Origin of the sequence: Nitrospira japonica (genome assembly GCF_900169565.1) — a bacterium.
Lineage (GTDB): Bacteria > Nitrospirota > Nitrospiria > Nitrospirales > Nitrospiraceae > Nitrospira_C > Nitrospira_C japonica_A.
The window spans coordinates 2,711,179-2,730,928 of sequence record NZ_LT828648.1 but is presented as its reverse complement, the minus strand read 5'-3'; the positions used below and the strand labels follow the sequence as shown (position 1 = coordinate 2,730,928).

Sequence of the window (19,750 nt, the reverse complement as noted above, 5' to 3'; positions counted from 1 at the left end):
CCTTCGATCACGAGTGAGGTCGCCGGTCTGATCATGTCTTCGAACCGGATTTCTTCCGCCCCTGGGCCAAACCGCCGATCCGTTTGGAGGTGCCAAATTTTCCGTGCTCGAGGATGCTTTCCGCGTTGACCGCTCCATGGATTTGGAGCAAGCGTCCGATCAGGCCGGTCCATCCCGTCTGATGGCTTGCGCCAAGACCCGCGCCGTCGTCGCCGTGGAAATACTCATAGAACGGGATACAATCGCGCCAGAATGGGTCGCTCTGAAATTTCTCGTTGCCGCCGAATACCGGCCTCCGGCCCGTCTCATCGGGCACAAAGATGCGGCTCAACCGGAGTGTAATTTCTCGGCTCACTTCGAACAAATTCATTCGCTTGCCGGAACCGGTCGGACATTCCACCGTAAAATCATTTCCGTAATACGCATACAGATTCAGCAGCGCCCTGATAATCAGGACATTGACCGGCATCCACACGGGCCCGCGCCAGTTGGAGTTGCCTCCGAACATCCCGGTATCGGACTCGGCCGGAAGATACGAGACGCGATACTCCTCGCCGTGAACCTTGAAGATATAGGGCTGGTCGAGGTGGTAACGCGAAAGCGAGCGGATGCCGAACGGACTGAGGAACTCGCTCTCGTCCAGCATCGTCGACAGCACTCGCCGCAACTTGGTTTCGTCCAGAATGGATAGGAGCCTGCGATTGTGAGCGCCGGGTTTGTTCGGGGGAGCGATGGTGGCCATGAGCTCAGGATGACGGCGCAGAAACTCCCGGGCTCGCCCCAAAAGATCCGGATGCCTCTCTTCGATATCCATCTCGAACACCGTCGAAGCGCACAGCGGAAGCAATCCCACCATCGAACGCACTTTCAACCTGGTTGCATGGCCGTCGGGAAGCCGAAGGAGGTCATAGAAGAAGCCGTCCTCCTCATCCCACATCTCGTCGTGATGCTCGCCGATCCGATCCATGGCGGCGGCGATCCACAGAAAGTGCTGCAGAAACTTGAGTGCCATTTCCTCGTACACGGGATCGTGTTTGGCCAACTCCACCGCGATATCCAGCATGTTCTGTGAAAAAAGGGCCATCCAGGCCGTGCCATCGGCCTGTTCCAGGCAACCCCCGGTGGGCAACGGCGCGCTTCTGTCAAACACACCGATGTTGTCCAATCCGAGAAAGCCTCCCTCGAACACGTTTCGTCCGGTAGGATCTTTCCGGTTGACCCACCAGGTAAAATTCAGAAGGAGCTTTTGGAATCCATTTTTCAAGAACTCCACGTCTCCTTCGCCGTGTCGTTGTTTGTCGGCCTGATAGACGAACCACGTGGCCCAGGCATGCACCGGCGGATTGACATCGCCGAAATTCCATTCATACGCGGGCACCTGTCCATTCGGATGGATGTACATGTCATGGAGCATCAACTCGAGCTGCTCTTTGGCGAAATCCGGATCCACGGCGGTGAGGGCGACGCAGTGAAAGGCCAGATCCCACGCGGCATACCACGGGTATTCCCACTTGTCCGGCATCGAGATCACATCGTCGTTGAGCATGTGATACCAATGCCGATTTCTGAGATTGGGCGATTTGGCCGGTGACAAGGGGTCGGCACCGTGCTCTTCAAGCCATTTGTCCAGATCAAAGTAATAGTATTGCTTGGTCCAGAGCATGCCCGCCAAGGATTGGCGCATCACCAGAGCTTCTTCCTTGTTGAGCGAGGGAGGAGTAATGGATGCATAGAACTCGTCCGCCTCCCGCAGGCGCTCCCCCATCACTTTCTCAAATCCGGTTGCAAAAGATCTCACGGAAGCGCTGTCCTCCGGAGGGGCGGCGTGGCTGAGCCGCAGGCGAACGACCTTGGTTTCTCCGCCTTTGACACGCAGTTGATAGTCCGCGGCCGTTTTGGTCCCGGTTCGATATGGATTGACCGCCGCCTGCTGGCCGTTCACGACATATTCGCCGATCCCATCCTTCACATACGCGCTCGCGCTGGATTTATTGAACAGGCGCTGCATGTTGCTTTCGTTTTCGGTGAACAGCAGCGGGATATCCCCTTCGCAGGTCAGATAGCGCTTACTCAGGCCCTCGTGCGACGCCATGGCGACAGTCAGGCCCTTGGCCCCGGTGACCTGCTCGATGCCCGGCTTCACCGCTCCCTTGGACCATGACCAGGTGTTGCGGAACCAAAGGGTCGGCAGCACGTGCAGGCTCGCCGCCTCTTTGCCCCGATTGCTGACGCTGATCTTGATCAGGATATCGTCGGGAGTTTCCTTGGCATACTCCACCAATACGTCGAAGTACCGGTCGTCGTCGAAAACCCCGGTGTCGATCAGTTCATACTCCATTTCATGGCGGGTACGGGACTTGTTGGTCTGAACCAAATCAGCATAGGGATAGGCCGCTTGGGGATATTTGTAGAGATACTTCATATAGGAATGCGTCGGGGTGCTGTCGAGATAGAAATAGTATTCCTTGACGTCCTCACCGTGGTTTCCTTCGCTGTTGGTCAGGCCGAACAAGCGCTCCTTGAGGATCGGATCTTCTCCGTTCCAGAGCGCCAACGCGAAGCAGAGCTGCTGCTTGTCGTCGGAGATTCCAGCCAGTCCGTCTTCACCCCATCGATACGCACGCGACCGGGCCTGATCATGCGTAAAATAATCCCAGGCATTGCCAGACTCGCTGTAGTCCTCCCGTACCGTGCCCCATTGCCGTTCGCTCAAATAGGGCCCCCACTTCTTCCAGGCCAGCTTGTGCATGCGCGCCTCTTCGAGCCGTTCATGCTCGCGCGTCATGGACTTCTGCTCTTCCGATTGCGGGACATCCTTTTGTACGGCACTTTTCTTTGCAGCGCCCCGTGATTTAGTCTCACTCATGTTCCAATGGTCCTCCGTCGACCTCGATTGCCTCCGGTGCCGCCGCAGGACTGCAGACGGACCGGACAGGACAATCACGATTAGATGTCCGCAAATTGCACCACGACCTTCACGTCGGTCGATTCTTTTTCCAGTGCGCGGGAAAAATTCTCCGGCGCCTCGCGCCTCGTAACCAGCCGCGCGAGCCAGGACCGATCCGCCCGGGCGAGCGCACGGCTGGCCTTGTACCAATGACGCTTGTTGGCATTCACGCAGCCGACGATCACCTTGTTGCCCAACACCGCCTCGGTGGCGAGGTCGGCCCCGAAGGAACCGTCCATCTGTTCGCCCCCACCGACGCCGGTCAGTCCGAGCACTCCGCCGGCTTTCACCGCGCGGATGGAATCGGACACGATCCGGCCGTCGCCCGTGCACTCGATGATGATGTCCGGTTCGAAGTCCAACTCGAGGACGCTTCCCGTGTGATACCCGGCACCGAGGCTCTGGACCAGATCCGGCTTGGGTCCCGATGTCGCGCGGTCCAGGACGTGGACTTCAAATCCGTGCTGCTTGCCGAGCAATGCGGCCAGCAAGCCGATCGGACCGGCTCCGGTCACCAGTACGCACCAGGGCTCCCAGAACGCCCGGCTCCCCACCGCCATCACCTGTTCCCAAGCCTTGGTGACGACTGTGGTCGGTTCGAGCAGGACCCCGAGGAGGCCCAGCGATTGATCGATCTTCATGGCAAAATCCGGCTCGATTCTCCAGCGCTCGGACATGAACCCGTGCATCTCTTTGATCCCGCGCTCGGTGTATCGGCCGTTGCGGCACATGTCCCATTCTCCCGCGGCGCAGTTGGGACAAGGCACAGGGTCGGGCCGGCGAACGATCCCGACCACCAAGTCGCCCTCCTTCAACGATCCGATCGGCCCGGGATCCAAGACCCGTCCCAGCGATTCGTGGCCCAGAATCAAATGGCGCTCGCCGCTTGGCGCCCAGCCATAGTGTCCCTGGACGATTTCCTGATCGGTGCCGCATATTCCCACCGCAATGGCTTCCACCAGCACGGAGCCGGTCCCCGCATCCGGTTCCGGCACGTCCTGCAACCGGGCGGAATCCGGTTTCGATGGTTCGACGGTGACCGCCTTCATCTCCGCTCCCTGTTACCATGACCGTTCCCGCGGCTCACCGTCGCCCTCCCGTCACTTCGCCCCGTTCGCCCCACCGACCCGCAGTTTGATCCCATAGAGTCCCTTGCTGGCCGTGATGAACAGGGTGCGCCTGTTCCTGCCGCAGAAGCTGACGTTCGCCGTCCAGGCTTCTCCCGGCACATCGATGTACTCGATCTGCCGGCCGTCGCGGTCGAGAACCCGAACCCCTTCACCGGTCAGATAGAGATGGCCCTCCTCGTCCAACGTCATGCCGTCCGAACCATACTCGGCGAACAGCTTCCTGCCGCCGAGCTGCCCATCCGGCGCGATGTCGTATCGATAGATCTTGCCTGCACCGATATCCGCGACATACAGCGTGTTTCCGTCAGGCGTGCCGATGAGGCCGTTGGGTTGCTGCAGATCGTCCGCCACCCGCACCAGTTGGCGACGGTCGGCGGAGAGAAAGTAGACGTGCTGGCCGTCCTGCGGCATCTTGTCGTGCTTCCACCAGCGGCGGCGATAGAACGGATCGGTAAAATAGAGCGCCCCGTCGGCGCGGACCCAGACGTCGTTGGGGCCGTTGAGGGGCTTCCCCTGATACTCGCCGAGGAGGACCGTGACCTGACGGTCCGGCGCAATGGACCAGAGCGCATTTCTTTCGTCGGCACAGGCGATGAGGTTCCCCTTGTAGTCGAAATACATGCCGTTGGCTCGGCCGGACGGCTGCAAAAAGGTGGAGAGTCCGCCGTCCGCGCTCCATCGCATGATTCGATCATTGGGCTGATCGGTGAAAAAGACGCTGCCCTCGGCGTCGCAGGTCGGTCCTTCGGTGAATTCGAACTCGCCGGCCAGTTTCTGCAGCGTAGCCCCCGGCGCCAGGACAGTGTCCTCCGCCCGCAGTGCACCCTGAGCGACCAAGAGGACCAAGCCGCAAATGATGGCGGTGATGCCTCGGAGTCGTCCGGCACGGTAATTCAAGCGTCCGGTCGGCCCCTCACTGTTCGGTCGAATCGAAAACGTCATGTCTCCGAACTACTTATGATGTCTTCGCGGCGCGATAGCGCCGGATAAGATGATTGGTCGAGCTGTCGTGGGCGGGCGCCGGCGCCTCCGCCCGTTCCAGTTCGGGAACGATGCGCTGGGCCAATGCCTTGCCGAGTTCGACGCCCCACTGATCGAAGCAATTGATCCCCCACACGGCTCCCTGCGTGAAGACGGAGTGCTCGTACAGGGCCACGAGCTTTCCGAGAGCCTCCGGCGTCAACCGCTCCAACAGAATCGTATTGGACGGCCGGTTTCCCTCGAATACCCGATGAGGCACGAGCCGCTCGGCCGTGCCCTCCCCCCTGACTTCCTCCGCCGTCTTGCCGAATGCCAACGCCTCGCTCTGTGCAAAGACATTTGCGATCAGGAGATCGTGGTGTCGGCCCAGCGGATTGAGCGGCTTCATGCACGCAATGAAATCACAGGGGATCAGCTTCGTCCCCTGATGGATCAATTGATAGAACGAATGTTGTCCGTTGGTGCCGGGCTCTCCCCAGAAGACGGCCCCGGTTTGATACGTGGTCTTGGCCCCCTCGAGAGTCACGTGCTTCCCGTTGCTCTCCATCGTCAACTGTTGAAGATATGCGGGAAAGCGTTTCAAATACTGATCGTACGGCAGCACCGCCGCCGTGTCCGCGCCGAAGAAATCACCATTCCAGACCGCCAGGAGACCCATCAACGCGGGCAGATTTCGGCGGAAGGGCGCGGTGCGGAAATGCTCGTCCATTTGATGAAAACCGGAGAGCATGGAACGAAACTGCTCGGGACCGACGGCCAGCATCGTCGAAAGACCGATCGCCGAGTCCATCGAGTACCGTCCTCCGACCCAATCCCAGAATTCGAACATGTTGGCCGGATCGATGCCAAATTTCGCCACCTCCGACGCATTGGTCGATACGGCGACGCAATGTTTCGCGACGGCTTTCACGTCGCCGCCCAAGCCGGCCAGCAACCACTCGCGCGCGCTGTGCCCGTTGGTCATGGTTTCCAACGTGGTGAAGGTCTTGGAGGAAATGATGAAGAGCGTCTCGGCGGGATTCAAATCACGCACGGCCTCGACGAAGTCCGTGCCGTCGATATTGGAGACGAAGCGGAAGATCATGTTCCGGTCGCTGTAGTGCCGGAGCGCCTCATAGGCCATTACCGGGCCCAGGTCTGAGCCGCCGATGCCGACGTTGACGACGGCGCGGATGCGTTTTCCCGTATGCCCCTTCCACGCGCCGCTCCGGACCTTGGTGCAAAACTCGGCCATCCGATCCAGCACGGTATGAACCTGTGTCACGACGTTCACTCCGTCCAACTCGACGGAGGAGCCTTTCGGCATGCGCAAGGCGACATGCAGGACGGCGCGGCCTTCGGTTTCGTTGATCCGTTCGCCGCGGAACATGGCGTCGATTCTCCCGCGCAACCCGCAGTCCTCCGCCAGCCGGACCAGCAGATCAAGGGTATCGCCGGTGATACGGTTCTTCGAATAGTCGAGCACTACCCCGACCGCCTCGGCCGTCAGACTCTCGCCCCGTCCGGGATCATCCGCAAACAACCTCCGGAGATGAACATCGCGGAGCGTCTGATAATGCGCCTCGAGTGCCTTCCAAGCCGGACGGGAAGTCAACGATGGAATCGTGTTCGCCATGACGCCGATTCTCCCTCTCTATCCATGATGATTTCGCCGAATCCATCCCATTCGGCCCTTCGTCCGAATCAGGCCGCTGCCAACGCCTCGTTCACGATTTGTTGGGCTTCGGTCACGATTCTGCCGAGATGACGGTCGTCGAGAAAACTTTCGGCGTAGATTTTGTAGATGTGCTCGGTTCCCGACGGGCGAGCGGCGAACCATCCGTTCTCGGCAACGACCTTGAGCCCTCCGATCGGAGCGTCGTTGCCCGGCGCCCTCGTCAGCTTCGCGATGATCGGTTCACCGGCCAAGGTCGTCGCCGTCACCGCATCCGGCGAGAGCCTGCCCAGCCTGTTCTTCTGTTCCGGTGTCGCCGGCGCATCGATCCTCGTATAGCTCGGAGCCCCACATTCGTTCGTCAACTCCCGGTAGAGTTCCCCCGGATCCCGGCCGGCACGCGCCGTCATTTCGGCGGCGAGCAAATTCATGATGAGGCCGTCCTTGTCCGTCGTCCACACGGTCCCGTCTTTCCTGAGGAAGCTCGCGCCGGCGCTTTCTTCGCCTCCGAAACAGCAGGATCCGTCGAACAACCCCGCGACGAACCATTTGAAGCCGACCGGTGTTTCATACAGACGCCGGCCCAACCGTTTGGTCACCCGGTCGATCAGGCTGCTGCTGACCAGCGTCTTGCCCACGCCGGCCTGCGGGTTCCAGAGAGGTCGATGGGTCAGCAGATATTGAATCGCCACCGCCAGGTAATGATTGGGATTCAGCAAGCCGGCCGTCGGCGTCACGATTCCATGACGGTCCGAGTCCGGATCATTCGCGAATGCGATGCCGTAGCGATCTTTCAGACCGACCAGACCCGCCATCGCATACGGACTCGAACAGTCCATTCTGATCCTGCCGTCATGATCCACCCTCATGAAGCCGAACGTCGGGTCGATCGTCGGGTTCACGATACTCAGGTCCAACTTGTAGAGCGCACCGATCGGTTCCCAATACGGAGCCCCAGCCCCACCGAGAGGATCCACACCGATGCGGATTCCGGCTCCACGGATCGCCTCCATGTCGAGGACGTGGGTCAGATCTCTGACATACGGGAGAATGAAATCCTCCTGATGCGTCGTCGGCGCCTTGATCGCCCGCTCGTAGGAAATACGCTTCACCTCCGCGTTGCCGGCCCGAAGCAAGGCATTGGCGCGGTTCTGAATCCACGCCGTGACGTCCGTGTCGGCGGGACCGCCGGTGGGAGGATTGTATTTGAATCCGCCGTCCTCCGGCGGATTGTGCGACGGCGTGACGACGATCCCGTCGGCGAAACCAGCCGAGCGGTTCCGGTTATAGGAGAGAATAGCCCGCGACACGACCGGAGTCGGGGTCACTCCGTCCTTCGACTGAATGATGGTATCGATCCCATTGGCCGCCAGGACCTCCAACGCGGTGCGTTCGGCAGGTCGCGACAGGGCGTGGGTGTCCTTCCCCATGAAGAGCGGCCCGTCCGTTCCCTGCCGCAGCCGGTATTCGCAAATGGCTTGGGTGATGGCGAGAATGTGGGCTTCGGTGAAGGACCCTCGCAAAGGCGAGCCGCGATGGCCGCTGGTACCGAAACTTACCAGTTGGTTGCCGTCGTCGACCTCGGGTCTTCGCGTTTCATAGTCCCGTTGTAGGGCGGCCATGTCGATCAACATGTCGCCCGGGGCCGGCTTGCCGGCCAATGGAGAGAGTCCCATGCGCGTCCGTCACTGTTTGGCTTGAGCCCGTTCGCCCCGGAGAAAATGGTAATAGGCTCCGACCATGATGAAATTGATCACAACCGCGACCACGTTCCAGATGATGACCGGTCTCGAGGCGATCAGGAACCCGTAATATACCCAGACGAACTGAAACGTCCCCATGATGGCCGCCATGGTCGGATTCATTCCGACCGTCGAGCGGCGTTTGAACATCACGACCAGATCCGGGACCGCCGCAAAGGTGGTGCCGAATCCCGCGACGAAACCGATCACTTCCTTCATCGTGATCGCCGAAGTGGCCAGGGCCTCGACCTCCGCTTCCAGATCCTCACCGGCCAAACCCGTCGACGCCGAGAAGACGTACGCCGTTGCCAAGAGGACAGAGAAGAGGTTCGAGACGTTCACGGAGAAGCCTCCTGCGTGAGAGGCGAAGAGTACCAGACCTCCGCTATTGCCACAACGGCTCATCGAGCCGGCGGCAACAGGAGTTCGATCGTTCCATCGGCAACGACCTGTGCTTCCACGCCTCCTTCGATCGGATAAATGCCTTTCGGCTCGAGTTTGGAGACGGCTCCGTTGATCCAGGCACCGGGCAGCACTTCCCGATGCAAGGCCTTGTCCAATGCCTGACGCATCGAGGCCATCTGCCCTGAGAGATCGATCCTAGTCTGCGGTTCGATGGTGTCGAGGATGTTGTCCCGCAATAACCAATTGGCGGTGCGGACCAGGATGTTCCGCGTATCCATGGTGAAGTCGAAGCCGTCGAATCTGAGGATGTGCGTCACGGGATCGATCACGGGTTTCCCACCGGCGTACAACGTGCCCTTCACGCTTCCCCTCACGCCCATGGCGAGAATCAGCTGCGAGCCGCTCCCGTACAGCCGAGCAGACGTGATGAAGATCGGATCGCCGATGGACATCGGTATCTCCTGCCCCACGAGCTGCCGGCGCAGCCTGACATTGATCCAGTCATAGTCCACCATCACCGGGATCGCCAGATGGAACCCGTCCTGCCCGCCGGAAGTCAATTGGAGCGGAGGCAGGGGCCGCTCCTGAACGGGCGGCATCGACCCGGTCGTCACGACCGGCTCCAGCAGCAGGTTGAGCGAAGCCACGACCTGCTGTTCGTTGTTTCCCATGATCGGTCCGGCCTGGATCGTTCCCGGTCGAAGATTCAGCCACAGCTCAGGCGCCAGCTCGGTCGGCGTCAAGAGCGTTCGCCAGGCCTTTTCCACCCCACGGCGCCGCTGGCTGCCTTCCTGGATCCGCTCATCGATCTTTTTGCCCAATACCGGAAGCCGCGAATGCACCGCCGCCTTGACGATTGTACTGACGTCGGCGCCCGCAGCCGTCGACGCACAGGGGTCGGGAAAGACCGGCTCATCGAACGCGGTCGTCGAACGCACCGTCCAATCGTCGGCCCATTGCAGGTTCGACCGAACCGTGATGCTCATGTGTCGGGGTTCATCCGGTTTGTATCCGCAGATGGAGTCTTCGATCTCTCCGCCCGGTTTGACGGCCCGCACCGCCACCCGATAGCGGATGTCGGGAAACACGGCTTCTAAATGATTGTTGTTGATCTGTACCTGCACCGGTCCGCGATGGAGCCGGTATTGCCACTGGAATGGGGGTTGTCCTGCGATCGGCGGCCCCTCGTGCCATGCCCCTTCGTTTTCCATGACCTCGGGGAAGGAGTCCGCCGCAATGACGAGCAATTCTTGAAGCGAAACTTTGGCGGGGATGGACAGGACCGACGGCTCGACATTCGGCGGCGCCGGGGGCGGTGCAAGCCGATCCGTCGGCTTCGGAATGTCGAGGTAGTCGTCGGCGCCGGCCGGCTGCACACATACAATCGTCATGAGCACGGCAGCCGTTACGGCCAGTGGCCAGCCGCATGCGATATCTTTTCGTCGCCGACAGAGACGCACGATGTCGGTAAAATTCTCCTGTAGTGTCAAGTCCCGCCCTCCACTCAATCCATTAGAACCATGTCAATTCGCTGGATCAACAGCCTGTCCGCCACTGAACGCTCAAATTGTTCCTGTGTCAGAGACGACAAGAGCCAAATTTATAACATTATTTGACTACTTATACAGGGGCATCCGGCGGCGGCCTACTGTCAAATCTGACAGGTATGATAATACGGAACGACTCCTGGCACAAATCCTGCCGTCGTTACGTTTCTGTTAAAAGAATGCCGCCCGCCGGTTCACTATTGACTGCCCTAGACGAGTTGGTCATGCTTGGCACCACAGTTCCCTGATATCACGCCTCCGTCCACAGGAGGCTTCGGCGAGGGAACGGGGTTGATCCATGGGTGTCACCGCATATCGCCGACAACAGGCAGACCTGTCTGCAAATCGTGCGGCGGGCTTTTCTCCCGCTCAATCAGGTCCGCAGCCCGATACCTGTCGCGACAATCAGAACGAATGGGCTTCGACGATCCTCGACAGTCTCGGGCAACGCCTGGCCGTCTTGGACAGCCGGGGCACCATCGTCGCGTCCAACGACGCCTGGCGGGAATTCAGCCGCTCCAATGCAGACTGCTCCCATGCCGCCGCAGAAACAGGGATCAATTGCCTTGATCGGTGGCACGAAGCCGCGCAGGCAGGCTCACACCAGGACGCGCAGATCCTTGCCGGCGTCAGGAACGTCCTCTCGGGAATCTCGCCCTCGTTCGAATTCGAGTACATGTGGTCTTCACCCACCGGGCCGCAATGGTTCTTGTTGACCGCCGTGCCGCTCCGGCGCAAGGAAGGCGGAGCGGTGATCACCCATCTCGACGTCACGTCGCAAAAATTAACGGACAGACAATACGGATCGCTGATCGAGTCCTTGGGAGCGATCGTCTGGAAAGCCGAGCCGGCCTCGCTTCGGTTCACTTTCGTCAGTAAGCAGACGGAAGCCATCCTCGGGTATCCTCGCGAACAATGGTATCGGCAGAACTTCCTGGCTTCCCATCTGCATCCCGACGATCAGTTACGAGTCCTGGCTTCTTGCCGTCGCTCGGTAGAGGGGAAACGGCATCGGACCTTGGATTATCGAATGCTGACGGCCGCAGGGGACACCGTTTGGCTGCATAGCTCGATTCACGTGATCACAGAGGGCGGCCATACGAAGGAATTGATCGGCATCATGATCGACATCACGGATTACAAGCGGGCCGAAACATCGCTCAAGGAGATGACCGGTCGGCTTCTGGGCGTCCAGGAGGAGGAGCGCCGACGCATCGCCAGGGAATTGCATGATAATTTGAACCAGCGGTTGGCGCTGCTGGCCATCGGCCTGCAACGGCTTGATTTTTCGCCCGGCGCCGAGCCGGAAGCGCAGGTCGAAAGCCTCCACACGTTGACACAGGAACTCGCCTCGGACATTCATCGTCTGTCGCACCGCCTCCATCCGGCCAAGCTCGAGCACCTGGGCCTGGTGGCGGCCATCAACGGCCTCTGCCGCGAGCTGTCCGAACAGCATGCCGTGCGGATCGACTGTCTGCACCGGGACGTTCCCCGCGCGATTCCCAAGGAAGCTGCGCTCTGTCTCTTCCGGGTCGCGCAGGAGGCGCTGAGCAATCTCGTGAAGCATAGCGGAGTGGAGAGCGGCAAGCTGGAGTTGATCGGGGACCGGGGCGCCTTGCACCTGTGTGTGTCGGACGCCGGAGCAGGATTCGATCTTCGGGCAGCGTCGGCCAAGGGACGATTGGGACTGATCAGCATGCAGGAGCGGGTGAGGACGATCGGCGGCCGGATTTCGATCGAGTCCTTCCCGTCCCGGGGAACCAGAATCGTGGTCCAGATCACGATTTAACCGTTCAGCGGCAGTTGAGGGAAAGGAACGGGCCATGCAGCGGCCACGAGTTCTCTTCGCCGACGATCACCGCCTCCTCGTCGAGGCCTGCACCAAATTGCTGGAAGCGGAGTGTGACGTCGTAGGGTCGGCGGCCGACGGCCGCACCCTGCTGCTCATGGCGCGAGGACTTCGTCCGGACGTGGTGGTGCTCGACATCGGCATGCCGTTGCTCAACGGCCTGGACGCCGGGCGGCAGTTAAAAGCCATGATGCCGGAGATCAAGCTCGTCTTCCTTACCATGAATGAGGATGCGGACCTGACGGCGGAGGCGTTCCGCATCGGCGCCTCGGGGTATCTGCTGAAGAGCTCGGCCGCCTCGGAATTATCCGGCGCCATCCGCGCGGCGATGGAAGACAAGACGTACATCGGGTCCCGTATGACCGGCAAGATCGTCCAAGCCTACATCGAGCCCGGCCGCCGTTCGATGCCGAGCCGCTTGACTCTGCGTCAACGTGAAGTCCTGCAGCTTCTTGCCGAGGGTTATTCCATGAAGGAAGCGGCAAACATTCTGGACGTCACTCCCCGAACCGTCGCCTTCCACAAGTATCGGATCATGGAGCAGTTTCAGGTCAAGAACAACGCCGAATTGTACCAATTCGCCGTCAAGCAAAGCTTGATCCCCGCGTCGCCGCGGCGTCATTAGCATCCCCCCTAGCTGTCAGTTTTGCCAGTTTCCTCTCTTGCCCATCGGTGATAGACATCTATCCACCGTAGAGTGGGTCCACCCAAATGGCTCTGTTGCCTCAACACGCCAACACCGAGAATACCTCCCCTCGAATCGTATTGGCCGAAGATAATCCAGCCATGCTGGACATGGTGTCCCGAGTGCTCGAGCCCGAATTCCAGATCGTCGGGACGGTGGACAACGGCCGCGACCTGATCCAGGCCGCGGCGGAACTGCACCCGGACGTCCTGATCGTGGATATTTCGATGCCGACACTCAACGGCTTGGAGGCCGCGCGTCAACTCGCCGGCGAGCGTACTGCCGCAAAGATCGTCATCCTGACCGTGCATGAGGAGCGGGAGTTCGTCGAAGAATCTTTGGTGGCGGGAGCGGTGGGTTATGTGGTCAAACCGAGGCTGGCGACCGATCTTCCGGTCGCCGTTCGTGAAGCCTTGATGGGGCGTACCTTCGTATCGCCGATGCGGCCGTCGTCGCACGTCGGTTCCGACTAAGTCGGAACGCGTTCTTACTTCGTCTTTCCAACATACGGTTCTTCCATGGTGACCTTAACAAGTTGACCGGCGCGAAGCAGGTCGGTTTCCTTGAGATTGTTGGCAACCGCCACCTGCTTCGTCGTCCATCGGGATCGTGATCGATCGACCAGCGCTTCCAGCTTCTCGCCCGCATGCGCTTCGACGAGACGCAACCGCTTTTCACGGATGCCCGCCCGTTCACTCGGCCGCAGCGGCCGGAAGCTGTTCGTCACCGCCTGAAAAACGGGATGGATTGCCTCATAGTTCTTCGTCTCCGTGATGCCGACAAGCTGATAGATCAGCCCTCCGTGCGCAATCCAGGTGATGTCCGCGGTGACCTTCGAATCCCCGATTTTCGCCTTGGCCGCCGGCAAACCGTTCACCGTGGTCGGGTGTGTCTTCTCCACCACAGGAGATTTGACGGCCTTTTCCAATGCACGGGCGCCGTCCATCGGATCAGTCCCCTCTCCGACCGCCCGAACGAGAACGCCCATGTTGCCCTCTTTCGGAGCCGAGGCCAACTGCACCGGCGTATTCTCCACCTGCCATTGATCCGGAAATTCGACGAAGAAATTCAGGTCCGGATGACGGAACTCACGGCCTTCTATCACACCGTTGGCCGCGCGTTGTCCGACGACCAGGCCGTCGAATCGTTTCAGGAAGGCTTCAGGAGTCGGTGTGATCGGATCCCGCTGGACCTGTTTGAATTCTTTCGCCCACTTAACCGTTTTCTCAACGCGGTCGGGCGTGGCCGGGTGCGAATCAAAGAAGCTGGGTCTACGGGGTCCGTCGTTCAATAGCGACTCTTCCCTCCCCAGTGTGTTCAGAAAGGTCGCCAATCCTTCGGGGTTCCACCCGGCCTTGGCAGCCATTTCCTGTCCGACCTTATCCGCTTCGGATTCCTGCGACCGGCTGTATGGCGAAAACACCAGGCTTTGCGCAAAGTTGCCGATCCCTCCGAGCACATTACCGACGAACGGCACGAAAAATCCGGTGATGCCGGACACGAAGTTGGTGATCAACGCGAACGGCCCCTGGCGAGAGATCTTTTGAACGCTATGCCGGGCTGCAACGTGACCGATTTCATGGCCGACGACTCCGGCCAGCTCATCCTCCGAGTTGACCAGCGCCAACAAGCCGCGCGAGACGTAGATATAGCCTCCTGGCAGGGCAAACGCATTGGGTTCGATCATATCCACGGCATAAAAGTGGTAATCGACATTCTGACGCGGGGATTCCTTCGCCAATCGCTGTCCGAGCTGATCCAGATACCCGGCCAGAGCCTGGTTATCGAGGAGCCCCATTTCCTCTTCGACCTTCTTGGCTTCCTCCGCTCCGATCTGTTTCTCCTGCCCGGTCGTGACGAGGGTAAACTCCGGCCACCCGCTCACCGGATTGATCGTGCAGGCGCTCGACCCGATCAACAGGACGACAACAGCCAAGCCGCCGGAACAGATTCCACGAACCGAGTGCGATAATGAAGTCGTCGTCATATTCCGTCACCTTCCAAATTGGACCGATCTTCGAAGCGGACCGCAGTCTAGCACAGCTGCTGCCCATTGTTCACAACGAAGCGTCCTCGCCGTCTTCGACGCGTCACGTTCCTCCTCCCGGTCCCGGTCTCACGTCCCCAGTCGTCCCTTGCGGGCACGATAATCGTTTGGTAGTCTTGCCCAGCTTGATGAAGCAAGACGTTGCGTAGGATTGACCCCATGATGAAATGCGTCTCTCTTCCAGTTGCTGCAGCGATGATGCTTCTCTTCGGCATCATCCTACAGGCAGGAAACGCCTCCTTTGCCTCGGCCGATGAGACCACCGAGCAACAGCAGCTGATCGATCAGGCCATCTCGACGTTCGAACGATTCCTGGCCGAACCGGGCCTTGCCGCGGGATATCGTCTGAAGCCCGACAGCATGAAGGCCGTGTTCATCGTCCCCAAACTGTGGCGCGGTGCCGTGGTTGTCGGCGGATCCGGTGGGCGTGGCGTGCTGGTGGCTCGGGATCTCTTGAAGGGCGGATGGTCGCCTCCCGCCTTCTATACGATGAGCTCCACGAGTTTCGGCCCCCAAATCGGAGTAGATTCGTCGGAACTGATCCTCATCGTCCAGAGCTTTGCCGCGCTTGAACGTTTCTCCGGGAAGGGAACGAAACGACTCGGCGTCGACGGGGGTTTTACGGTCGGTGCATTCGGAGAAGGAGGCACGACCGCGCTTGATTTGATCTCCTTCGCCTGGTCGAAGGGCGTATTCGTGGGCTTCTCTCTGCAGGGATTCGCCATCACGGCCTCAGCCAAAGATAATCAGACCTATTACGGCGCCCCGGTCAACCCAGAAGAGATTCTCGCGAACAAGACCGTGACCAATCCCGGCGCGGACAGACTTCGCGCCGCGCTCGCCAGATTGATTCCGTGACACCGGAGCCCCGCCTTTACGAAATCCTCATGCAGGTGGTATAACCAAGTCGTTATTTTTCCGCTTTCTTTGTGCTTACACTGGCGGTGTAGCTCAGTTGGTAGAGCAGCGGACTCATAAGCCGCGGGTCACCCGTTCAATCCGGGTCACCGCCACCAAACCAAGCTTGCTCGTGCCGGCGGCTCATCAAGCGAAGCTTCTCCCCTATTGATGCCGCCGGATAAACCCCTTGGCTGTTCCGATTTGATACCGCACTTCGTGAGAGCCGCCCGGCTATTCAGGCGTAGCCTCTCTTCCTTGGGCCGGCGGATAGACCCCTTTAGTGGTTCTTGTTGGTATCAACCAGCTTGCTCGTGCCGGCGGCTCATCAAGCGGGGATTCTGCCCTCACGATTAAGCTCCTGTATATCGCGATCTGCCGGACTGTTGACGGTGATCTGGCAAGCGGGAGGTAGTCGATATCTGTCAGTTAGTGGCCGGTTAGTGACTCTATTGGGAGAAGGTGCTAGAGCACACGCGGGAATTGAGGGGTAAGCGCATGCGTCGATTGAACTATCGCATGGCTCTGCTGACCGTCAGTCTCATCCGAACATTCCGAGTCCGAACATTCCGAAACCGCGTGGTCGTCTGCGCTGCGGCAATGTGACGGCCTCCCCAAACACGAAGTCATATTCGCTTGGAGAAAACCGTTCCAGTCCGCCTCCTGGATACCACGTCATCTCACCGAATTTGATGGAATCGCCGATGTTGTAGAGATCGACCCGCACAAACGGGAATCCCTGCGACAACTTGGCGGCCAGATCCAGCATTGCATCCAACATCCGTGGCCGGAGAAGGGGGGCGTCGCTGCATGGATAGGTATACGTGACCGGCAGCTTCTGCCAGTCCAGATCAAATAGATCACGGCGGTGGTCGGTGAAGCGACCCGTATCGACTTGAATGAACCGCGGGACGCCGTCGAAGCAGAAGAATTTATAGTCCTGCGGCACGTCTCCGCTTTCATCGAGGAGTAATGATTCCGCAATGACCCGTGCGCGAATATCCTTGTACGCCCACTCCCGTGAAACCCAGTATTCGCTGTGCTTCATCCATTTGGCGAGTTGCCGTATCGTCGCGTCTCGATCAAGGGCCAATCGGTCGCGACATAAAATGTTTTGCCCGCTCCCGGATGTCACTTTCAACGCGAATGCGCCGGGCAATCGGTCAAAGGGGATGACTGAGGGATCTTCCCACACGCCGTACAGTTCATTCAGATACTCGGAGCCGGCCCGCTTCTCGACAAAAGCGCGGACGGAGTACTTATCCGCGAGTTCGGTCATGACCGGATCACGATAATGGCGGGACAGCCAGTGCAGCTTTTCATTAAAAGTCGCGGGCGACGCCAGATTGAGGGATCGCCCAAAAACACGTCGAAATTGTGATTTCTGTACATACACATCGGGCAAACAGGCTTCCCACCATCGCGGCAGATCATGATGGGACCATTGGTTCAATCGCTGCCTCGCTTCCCAGACCTTCATACGAACATCCGGGGTAAGCAGGCGCCTGACAAGGGGCTTGATCATATTCTTACAAGTTCTCCACGGTACGTCGGGCTGGTTTCCTATGTTTCTGAATTGCTTCCAAGACGAATTGATCCGTCTGTTGACCAGACATGCAAGAAACAGCTCAGTGAATTTACCGTGCGACTGGCTTGAACCTGAGTCGACTTTCCAGGATGTGTTCTCGTTTGACTGCAGGTTACGGAAGAGCTGACGGAGGCACAACCGGGGAAAACACTAGCGATCATTAATGATAAATCGAGAGTACCCTCAAACATTCAAGTGTGAAGGGTAAAACAGTCACTCCTACACCTCCATTCTTACCGAAACCTTCCAAGAATCTTTATGTCTTGTGCGAATTCGCTCATTTAACTGATGATTCCCACCGAGGTAACTGAAATCCTGTCGATCGGAATCAGGGCAAGTGAGAAAGAAGATCCTTTCATCGTTCGGTAAGCAGAGTACGGGGAATCTCCCATGATCGGCCGTCGTTCAACCCATCGTCGTGAAGCCGTACGACACCTTGCCCTTCCTGCACGCGAAGAACACGGTCGGCGTGAACGCGGAGTTGATCGAACCGCTGCCGGCCCGCCTGTGTAAGTATGGGAACGGAAGGACAGAGACAGACGATCGTATAGCCTTGCCGTGTCAATCGAATGATCGCGTTCATCATGCGACCGAACAACTTCTCGGCGCTATGATCGGAAACCGCCTGATCATAAAAGGTCTCAAACAATCCGGCCAGCATGGCAATACGGGAGTGATATCGATCGAGCGCAGCGCCAAGACAGTCCGATATCAATCGTTCTATCTGATGGGAACTGAATGCCCTGGCCACATGAATCCCGGCCAGAACCTGACGGGGTTGGCGCCGTCTGGCACGGGCCAATCGACCCACCGCAAACGGATCGAACGTATTGGCTCCATCGACATAAAGAACCGGCTCTCCGCCCAAGACCCGCTCCGTCGCGATATGGAGGCCCAATCGAAACACGAGGGCATGCCCATGGAGAAGGAGCAGCTTGTCGTCGGGATAAAACGGCACCTGGGCATAGCGTAACGCAAGGGACCAGTCTCCCGATGCGCCGTGTTTCGTCTCTGCCGCGTACTCGTCGCCCGGACGATCGAGAAGTGGCAATGTCGTTGATTCAACGGTCGCACGCATGTTCCACCTCTCCGTTACCCGCAGCATCCTCCGGAAAAATTTTGTCGATGCTGGCGGGCGTGCCAACAGAGATCACACAGCTCCAGTCTGATTGGCGCGAGCGTATCCACATATCCGACCAAATGAGTGTTCCACTTACCGCAGTCGGCACAGCGTCCGACTGCCTGCGTGTCAGTGTCCGGTTGTACCGGCATAGTCCCTCACTTTCATATTCGGACGTATATGTCTGCTGCAGACCGTCGACATGAACCTGTTTCCCTGACGACCGTTGACGATATTTCGCCAAATGCGCTCCGGCAAGGAATAGGCTTTTGCCCGCTGCAACTCCCATTGCAAATTCAGAAGACGCCCGTTGAGTACGCTCACCGTTCGCTCCAGATCCATCAGTCGATCGTTGGCTCTCATGGTTCGCTCCATCATCACAGTCCTCCTTGCTTCTGCTTCTATGCTGAACAATGTCGAATGACGCCGATCACGATGCCTTCAATATGAAACGCATCGGACGGTTGAACAAAGATCGGCTCCATGGCGCTATTGGCCGGATGCAATTCGATGTGAGTGTCTTTTTTGTAGTACGTTTTGATTGTGGCCTCATGATTGACCAACGCCACCACAGTCTGTCCGTTTTTCGCCGTTTCCTGTTTGTGCACGACAACGATGTCACCGGGAAGAATACCGTCGTCCTTCATCGATTCTCCCTTGACGCGCAACGCGAAGGTATCGCCTCCCCGCAACATGCTCAACGGGACTTCGATCAACTCGGCTTGAGGCACCGGTTCGATCGGTGCTCCTGCGGCGACCATCCCGGCCATGGGAATTTCCGAGGAGCGGTTCAGTCGCTCGATTGCCACCTTCACCATCCCGGGAATACGGCGCATACCTGCCTCATACCGTGCGACCGAAACTCGTGTCGTCTGCAGCGCATCAGCCAGTTGCTGCTGCGTAAGTCCCAGCTGCTCCCGCATGTGTTTCAGCTCGGATGGTTTCATGATGTAACCGATGGTTACATACTGGGACAACGCCTGTCAAGCCCAATTTCAACCGTTCTTATATTAATGGAGACGGAATGCCTCTTTCGCAGAGGCTCTGTGAATAACTTTCGGTGAAACTCTGCGCCTGCCAAGCCGATACGCAAGCATTGCGTGAAAACACCGCTCGTAATCAGCGCATAACCATTTATCCGCGTTTTACAGGAATACC

General features: G+C 58.9%; 16 protein-coding genes and 1 tRNA gene. 5 read left to right on the top strand and 12 right to left on the bottom strand.

Features of this window, described 5'->3' with window-relative positions:
- Nucleotides 1–31 precede the first annotated feature (31 nt).
- The 7 genes from NSJP_RS13110 to NSJP_RS13080 all read right to left on the bottom strand — a co-directional run bounded on the left by NSJP_RS13110 (nucleotide 32) and on the right by NSJP_RS13080 (nucleotide 10,250).
- Nucleotides 32–2,785, bottom strand: a complete 2,754-nt coding sequence (locus NSJP_RS13110) for an MGH1-like glycoside hydrolase domain-containing protein (protein ID WP_080887327.1) — start codon at nucleotides 2,783–2,785, stop codon at nucleotides 32–34.
- Between the two features lie 161 nt (nucleotides 2,786–2,946).
- Nucleotides 2,947–3,996 carry a glucose 1-dehydrogenase gene (locus NSJP_RS13105; RefSeq protein ID WP_080887326.1) on the bottom strand — a complete coding sequence of 350 codons (1,050 nt, stop codon included), beginning with the start codon at nucleotides 3,994–3,996 and terminating at the stop codon, nucleotides 2,947–2,949.
- A gap of 51 nt (nucleotides 3,997–4,047) precedes the next feature.
- On the bottom strand, nucleotides 4,048–5,019 hold the full coding sequence (locus NSJP_RS13100; RefSeq protein WP_080887325.1) for an SMP-30/gluconolactonase/LRE family protein: 972 nt from the start codon (nucleotides 5,017–5,019) through the stop codon (nucleotides 4,048–4,050).
- A gap of 13 nt (nucleotides 5,020–5,032) precedes the next feature.
- Nucleotides 5,033–6,673 carry a glucose-6-phosphate isomerase gene (gene pgi, locus NSJP_RS13095; RefSeq protein WP_080887324.1) on the bottom strand — a complete coding sequence of 547 codons (1,641 nt, stop codon included), beginning with the start codon at nucleotides 6,671–6,673 and terminating at the stop codon, nucleotides 5,033–5,035.
- Between the two features lie 68 nt (nucleotides 6,674–6,741).
- The gene (gene pgm, locus NSJP_RS13090) at nucleotides 6,742–8,388 is read right to left on the bottom strand and encodes a phosphoglucomutase (alpha-D-glucose-1,6-bisphosphate-dependent) (protein ID WP_080887323.1); all 1,647 of its coding nucleotides are present in this window, start codon (nucleotides 8,386–8,388) and stop codon (nucleotides 6,742–6,744) included.
- A gap of 9 nt (nucleotides 8,389–8,397) precedes the next feature.
- Nucleotides 8,398–8,796, bottom strand: coding sequence for a SemiSWEET family sugar transporter (locus NSJP_RS13085; RefSeq protein WP_172834334.1), 399 nt, complete (start codon nucleotides 8,794–8,796; stop codon nucleotides 8,398–8,400).
- Between the two features lie 59 nt (nucleotides 8,797–8,855).
- Complete coding sequence (locus tag NSJP_RS13080; RefSeq protein ID WP_155970185.1) at nucleotides 8,856–10,250, bottom strand: DUF4403 family protein; 1,395 nt, start codon at nucleotides 10,248–10,250, stop codon at nucleotides 8,856–8,858.
- 454 nt (nucleotides 10,251–10,704) lie between these two features.
- Here NSJP_RS13080 and NSJP_RS13075 point away from each other — a divergent pair, with 454 nt between their 5' ends.
- From NSJP_RS13075 to NSJP_RS13065, 3 genes are all read left to right on the top strand, one after another.
- On the top strand, nucleotides 10,705–12,195 hold the full coding sequence (locus NSJP_RS13075; protein WP_080887320.1) for a PAS domain-containing sensor histidine kinase: 1,491 nt from the start codon (nucleotides 10,705–10,707) through the stop codon (nucleotides 12,193–12,195).
- A gap of 34 nt (nucleotides 12,196–12,229) precedes the next feature.
- Complete coding sequence (locus tag NSJP_RS13070) at nucleotides 12,230–12,880, top strand: response regulator (RefSeq protein ID WP_080887319.1); 651 nt, start codon at nucleotides 12,230–12,232, stop codon at nucleotides 12,878–12,880.
- A gap of 86 nt (nucleotides 12,881–12,966) precedes the next feature.
- Complete coding sequence (locus tag NSJP_RS13065; RefSeq protein WP_080887318.1) at nucleotides 12,967–13,413, top strand: response regulator; 447 nt, start codon at nucleotides 12,967–12,969, stop codon at nucleotides 13,411–13,413.
- A 14-nt stretch (nucleotides 13,414–13,427) separates the two neighbouring features.
- Here NSJP_RS13065 and NSJP_RS13060 read toward each other — a convergent pair whose 3' ends face one another.
- Entirely contained in the window at nucleotides 13,428–14,927 is a 1,500-nt protein-coding gene (locus NSJP_RS13060; protein WP_080887317.1) for a M48 family metalloprotease, read from the bottom strand.
- 219 nt (nucleotides 14,928–15,146) lie between these two features.
- Here NSJP_RS13060 and NSJP_RS13055 point away from each other — a divergent pair, with 219 nt between their 5' ends.
- Entirely contained in the window at nucleotides 15,147–15,845 is a 699-nt protein-coding gene (locus NSJP_RS13055; RefSeq protein ID WP_080887316.1) for a lipid-binding SYLF domain-containing protein, read from the top strand.
- A gap of 82 nt (nucleotides 15,846–15,927) precedes the next feature.
- Nucleotides 15,928–16,003 (top strand) — tRNA-Met (locus NSJP_RS13050).
- 422 nt (nucleotides 16,004–16,425) lie between these two features.
- Here the strand turns inward: NSJP_RS13050 and NSJP_RS13045 are convergent.
- The 4 genes from NSJP_RS13045 to lexA form a co-directional block, all read right to left on the bottom strand.
- Nucleotides 16,426–17,364, bottom strand: coding sequence for an ATP-grasp fold amidoligase family protein (locus tag NSJP_RS13045; protein ID WP_172834333.1), 939 nt, complete (start codon nucleotides 17,362–17,364; stop codon nucleotides 16,426–16,428).
- Nucleotides 17,365–17,827: 463 nt separating this feature from the next.
- Nucleotides 17,828–18,550 (bottom strand): hypothetical protein, encoded by a 723-nt coding sequence (locus NSJP_RS13040; RefSeq protein ID WP_080887314.1) that lies wholly within the window; start codon nucleotides 18,548–18,550, stop codon nucleotides 17,828–17,830.
- A gap of 171 nt (nucleotides 18,551–18,721) precedes the next feature.
- Nucleotides 18,722–18,970 carry a hypothetical protein gene (locus NSJP_RS13035; RefSeq protein WP_080887313.1) on the bottom strand — a complete coding sequence of 83 codons (249 nt, stop codon included), beginning with the start codon at nucleotides 18,968–18,970 and terminating at the stop codon, nucleotides 18,722–18,724.
- 23 nt (nucleotides 18,971–18,993) lie between these two features.
- Nucleotides 18,994–19,539 carry a transcriptional repressor LexA gene (gene lexA, locus NSJP_RS13030; protein WP_172834332.1) on the bottom strand — a complete coding sequence of 182 codons (546 nt, stop codon included), beginning with the start codon at nucleotides 19,537–19,539 and terminating at the stop codon, nucleotides 18,994–18,996.
- Nucleotides 19,540–19,750 lie beyond the last annotated feature (211 nt).

Excerpts from the sequence above, each read along its gene's own strand:
- NSJP_RS13110 (WP_080887327.1), bottom strand. The coding sequence starts at position 2,785 with ATGACGCGCGAGCATGAACGGCTCGAAGAGGCGCGCATGCACAAGCTG.
- NSJP_RS13105 (WP_080887326.1), bottom strand. The coding sequence starts at position 3,996 with ATGAAGGCGGTCACCGTCGAACCATCGAAACCGGATTCCGCCCGGTTG.
- NSJP_RS13100 (WP_080887325.1), bottom strand. The coding sequence starts at position 5,019 with ATGACGTTTTCGATTCGACCGAACAGTGAGGGGCCGACCGGACGCTTG.
- pgi (WP_080887324.1), bottom strand. The coding sequence starts at position 6,673 with ATGGCGAACACGATTCCATCGTTGACTTCCCGTCCGGCTTGGAAGGCA.
- pgm (WP_080887323.1), bottom strand. The coding sequence starts at position 8,388 with ATGGGACTCTCTCCATTGGCCGGCAAGCCGGCCCCGGGCGACATGTTG.
- NSJP_RS13080 (WP_155970185.1), bottom strand. The coding sequence starts at position 10,250 with ATGACGATTGTATGTGTGCAGCCGGCCGGCGCCGACGACTACCTCGAC.
- NSJP_RS13075 (WP_080887320.1), top strand. The coding sequence starts at position 10,705 with ATGGGTGTCACCGCATATCGCCGACAACAGGCAGACCTGTCTGCAAAT.
- NSJP_RS13070 (WP_080887319.1), top strand. The coding sequence starts at position 12,230 with ATGCAGCGGCCACGAGTTCTCTTCGCCGACGATCACCGCCTCCTCGTC.
- NSJP_RS13065 (WP_080887318.1), top strand. The coding sequence starts at position 12,967 with ATGGCTCTGTTGCCTCAACACGCCAACACCGAGAATACCTCCCCTCGA.
- NSJP_RS13060 (WP_080887317.1), bottom strand. The coding sequence starts at position 14,927 with ATGACGACGACTTCATTATCGCACTCGGTTCGTGGAATCTGTTCCGGC.
- NSJP_RS13055 (WP_080887316.1), top strand. The coding sequence starts at position 15,147 with ATGATGAAATGCGTCTCTCTTCCAGTTGCTGCAGCGATGATGCTTCTC.
- NSJP_RS13045 (WP_172834333.1), bottom strand. The coding sequence starts at position 17,364 with ATGAAGGTCTGGGAAGCGAGGCAGCGATTGAACCAATGGTCCCATCAT.
- NSJP_RS13040 (WP_080887314.1), bottom strand. The coding sequence starts at position 18,550 with ATGCGTGCGACCGTTGAATCAACGACATTGCCACTTCTCGATCGTCCG.
- NSJP_RS13035 (WP_080887313.1), bottom strand. The coding sequence starts at position 18,970 with ATGATGGAGCGAACCATGAGAGCCAACGATCGACTGATGGATCTGGAG.
- lexA (WP_172834332.1), bottom strand. The coding sequence starts at position 19,539 with ATGAAACCATCCGAGCTGAAACACATGCGGGAGCAGCTGGGACTTACG.